We start from the raw sequence: 4,064 nt of genomic DNA, 5'->3' as shown, positions 1-4,064 counted from the left end.
CTCAATGATGATGAAGTGGTCGAAAATCCGGTTCCCGGAGTGTATATTGTTCTAAGTGCTTTCCCAAAGGAATTGAGAAATTAATGCTTTCAATAAAACAACTCCATTTTTCTTACGGCGACCAGCAAAAAATACTTCAGGGAATTTCTCTGGAATTAAAACCAGGTGAGATTTTTGGGATTGTTGGAGCAAGCGGTGACGGAAAATCTACCTTGCTTAAAATTACAGCCGGATTAATTGATCCCGAAAAAGGAAGTGTTTCCTGGAACGGTGTTCGGGTAAAAGGCCCAAGTGAAAAATTAATTCCCGGACACGATGAAATTCAACTGGTAAATCAGGATTTCGGCTTGGATTTGTTCCACACTGTAAAAGAAAACGTGCTACTCAGAATCCTTCATTTACCTGAGAAAGCGAGAATGCATTTTTGCAAGGAATTGCTCGAATTGGTTGAATTGAATCATCTTTCAGATAAACAGGCACGGTATTTATCCGGCGGAGAGCAGCAGCGTTTGGCTATTGCGCGTGCTTTGGCCATGGAATCGGAAGTATTGCTCCTGGATGAACCTTTTTCGCATCTGGATGCGCATTTAAGGTTGAAAATCGGATCATACATCAAACAATTGGTAGAAGTACGGAATACCTTGTGCATTTTGGTTTCTCACGAAGGAGCAGAAGTCATGCAGTGGTGTTCAAAGATCGGTTTCCTGCATCAGGGAAAATTAAAACGGATAGATACTCCCGAAGCATTTTACTTCCACCCGTCAAATCTGAACGAAGGAGCATACTTCGGAGAATTAAATGAACTAAAAGAAGGGAAAACTAAAATATTATTTCGACCTTGTGAATACCATGTTGTTGAAAAGGGAGGTTTTGAGGTGGAATTCACAGATGCTGTTTTTTTTGGAGCATACTGGAAATCCTTTTTCAAGACCGAATCCGGTGAAACAATAGTGCTGTATGCAGATAAACCACTCAAAAAAGTAAAACGGATTGAGCTCAAAAGTAAAGATAAGAAAGCTTAGCTGGAAAGAGGTTCTGACGCTCTTTAAACGTACATTTCTGGAATTCTTCCAGGAGAATTCTTTTTTTCATGGAGCCGCTCTGGCATATTACGCCGTTTTTGCAATCATTCCGATTATTTATCTCGCAGTAATCAGCTTCGGGAAAATCATGGGGCAGGAAGAAATTCTGCGTTTGATTAAAGTATTGCTTGAAGAGCAGGTCGGTTTGAAAGATAGCTCCGGTATTTTAGCCTTTCTATCAGAAGTTCATTTCGAGAAAAGCAGCATGGTTCTGAACATTGTTGGAATCATTGCCCTGATGTTTTCAAGTTCGGCTTTAATTTCTTCGTTAAGAATGAGTGTGAATGAGTTTTACGACATTCATGTCAAGATCGACGACCAGAAAACGAAAATATTCCATACGGTACTTACGAAACTCATTTCGGTTTTCATGCTGGCGGTATTCGGTGTTTCGATCGTGTTGCTTTATACCGGGGAAACAATTTTCATGTCAGTCAGCGGAGAGTTGTATAATTCCCTGCACTTGAAACAAAAGTGGATTCTTTCCGGGATCGAATATATCGTAGCAATCGGAATTAATACGGTTTTGTTTGCATTGGTATACAAATTCCTGCACGATGGAAAAGTGCTGTGGAAATTGGCTTTTTCCGGCGGATTGTTAACTTCTGCCTTACTTTATCTTGGACAGATTGGTTTAAAATATTACTTAACGAAGTACTTCTTTGGGAGCCAGATGGGAATTGCCGGAACTTTGTTGATTTTCCTGGCGTGGATGTATTATTCGTCCCAGATTATTTTCCTGGGAGCAAAATTTGTGAAGGTTTATTCGGATTTAGTAGGAAGACCAATTACGTTTGAAGTTCATAAACTCTTGCAGAAAATGCAGGAGAGAAGGAAGTAATTGATTTTGCGCTGAATTCAGCATTGAAAAGACGGATAGACATGTATCTATTTGCTCAACGGGGATAAGGCTTTCAGAAGATTGACAGAAATCCGAAAATCATGTTGTCTGGAGTTCTTTTTATATCTGAAAAGTGACTCATTCCTTTGACAAGGATTAAATTAAATTTTCAAAAACTTGTTTGGATTAGAAAATAATCATATTTTTGATTAAAATTTGATCGTTATGAAGCTGGGTAATAATTTAAAACTGATCCGCAAAAGCAAAAAAAAGTCACAGGAAGAAGTTGCGTCCGATTTAGGATTGACACGCAGCAGTTATTCCGGGTATGAAAACCAAATTGCCGAACCGGGAATAGAAACGCTCATCGCATTGAGTAATTATTACGCCGTTCCGATTGATGATTTATTAACGAAGGATTTCTCTGCGTTTACGGAAAGTGACTGGACAACAATCAGTACAGGGCTTTACGCTGATATTAACGGGAAGAATCTGCGTGTTTTAACTTCTTTGGTGGATGCTGAAGACAATGAAATGATCGAATTGATTCCGCAGCAGGCGAGAGCAGGTTACACAACCGGTTATGCCGATCCGGATTACCTGAAAGTGCTTCCGACCTTTAGCTTGCCGTTCCTTTCAAAAAACAGGAAATACCGCTCGTTTCCAATTGTAGGTGATTCCATGCCGCCGGTAGATGAAGGTTCTTTTGTTGTTGCTGAATACATTCAGAATTGGGGGAGCGTGAGAAGCGGAACACCTTGTATCGTTGTAACGAAAGATGATGGAATTGTCTTTAAAATTGTCAATAATCACATCGAAACTCAGCAGTCTTTTGAATTGTGTTCAACGAATCCGTTGTACTTGCCTTATTTTGTGAAAGTCAATGATATTGTTGAAATGTGGAAGTTTGTGAATTACATTTCTCCGAGTTTACCGGAAATGCGCATTGATGATTCTTTATTAACGAGAAGTATTCAGGATTTACAAAGAGAAATCATAGACCTAAAAAGAACCGTTACCGCGGGAGGGAAAAATGTTTCCCACTAAATTGAATGCGTTCCTGGGTAATCAATTCGCGTAATGTGTTTTTGATTTTGGCTGCAAAAGAAGTGTCAAACTGAGCAACAATCTCGGCCAGAGTCAGTTCTTTCTGTGTCAGAAGTGCAATCAGTTCCAATTCCAGTCGCGGATGCTTTTCGAGTAAGTTTTGTTCCAGGCAGTAATCACATTTCCCGCAAGGCTCACTTTCCTGCCCGAAATAGGAAATGATGAAGCGCGGTCTGCAATGTTTTTGTTCCAGGTACGTTTTCATCACATTCATGCGGTCCAAAGCACGTTCTTTACGGAAATGATACACTTCGGGTCTTAATTCGATGTAATCGTCCGGAAGGCGTTCGTGAAGGAAAGTAACCATTGGTAATTCTGTTCGCCAGGTAATATCAATGATTCCGTGCTCTTCCAGGTATTTCAACTGGCGCTCCAGTTCTGAAGCCGGAATTTTCAAACGCTGACAAGCTTCACTTTCATCAATTTCACAGAAAGAATCAAATACATCGCTGTAATTCCGGCAAACCCAGGTAATCAAAGGATCTAAAACCGGATTCTTCAATTGATATCCGTACAAATGCGTTTTGTCAATGCTGATTTTGATCCGGGAACCCTTCAATCCTTGTTCGGAAAACAAAATGCTTCCGTTCATTTCCAATAACTTAAAAGCCGGATAAACTTCTGTAATATTCAGATTGAATTTCTTAACAAAATCATTGAATTTCAACTCGTAAGATTCATGTTCTCCGGATCCGATTGCGACCCGCAAGTAATTGCAAAGAGCTCTGTAGATCAGTCGAATGGTATCCGGACTTGGAAATTGAGCAAATACCCGTTCCGCAATTTCATCCAAATCAACCGGTTCGATAAATGCAAACGTTCTCGATTCTTTTCCGTCTCTTCCTGCCCGGCCTGCTTCCTGAAAATAGGATTCAGGATTATTCGGAACTTCAAAATGAGCCACGAAACGCACGTTTGGTTTGTCGATTCCCATTCCAAAAGCATTGGTAGCAACCATGATCGGCGTTTTTTCAGACAGCCAGTTTGAAAGTGCCAAACTTCGTTCCTTGCTGTTCATCCCGCCATGGTACATA

Annotated in this window: 4 protein-coding genes; 3 read left to right on the top strand and 1 reads right to left on the bottom strand. The window is 40.3% G+C overall.

The window, feature by feature from the left end:
• Positions 1–83: 83 nt before the first annotated feature.
• The 3 genes from Q1V93_RS04450 to Q1V93_RS04440 all read left to right on the top strand — a co-directional run bounded on the left by Q1V93_RS04450 (position 84) and on the right by Q1V93_RS04440 (position 2,970).
• Entirely contained in the window at positions 84–1,022 is a 939-nt protein-coding gene (locus tag Q1V93_RS04450; protein ID WP_300662042.1) for an ABC transporter ATP-binding protein, read from the top strand.
• Entirely contained in the window at positions 991–1,923 is a 933-nt protein-coding gene (locus tag Q1V93_RS04445; protein WP_300662038.1) for a YihY/virulence factor BrkB family protein, read from the top strand. The genes Q1V93_RS04450 and Q1V93_RS04445 overlap by 32 nt, the downstream gene beginning before the upstream one ends.
• A 225-nt stretch (positions 1,924–2,148) precedes the next feature.
• Entirely contained in the window at positions 2,149–2,970 is an 822-nt protein-coding gene (locus Q1V93_RS04440) for a helix-turn-helix transcriptional regulator (protein WP_300662033.1), read from the top strand.
• Here Q1V93_RS04440 and Q1V93_RS04435 read toward each other — a convergent pair.
• Positions 2,939–4,064, bottom strand: a 1,126-nt coding sequence (locus Q1V93_RS04435) for a helicase-related protein (protein WP_300662030.1), incomplete at its 5' end; no start/stop codon positions are given. The genes Q1V93_RS04440 and Q1V93_RS04435 overlap by 32 nt on opposite strands.

It is taken from the genome of Fluviicola sp. (genome assembly GCF_030151805.1).
Classification (GTDB): domain Bacteria; phylum Bacteroidota; class Bacteroidia; order Flavobacteriales_D; family Crocinitomicaceae; genus Fluviicola.
Note: the sequence above shows the minus strand (reverse complement) of the source record. Positions and strands in the feature narration are given on the sequence as shown.

Excerpts from the sequence above, each read along its gene's own strand:
- Q1V93_RS04440 (WP_300662033.1), top strand. The coding sequence starts at position 2,149 with ATGAAGCTGGGTAATAATTTAAAACTGATCCGCAAAAGCAAAAAAAAG.
- Q1V93_RS04450 (WP_300662042.1), top strand. The coding sequence starts at position 84 with ATGCTTTCAATAAAACAACTCCATTTTTCTTACGGCGACCAGCAAAAA.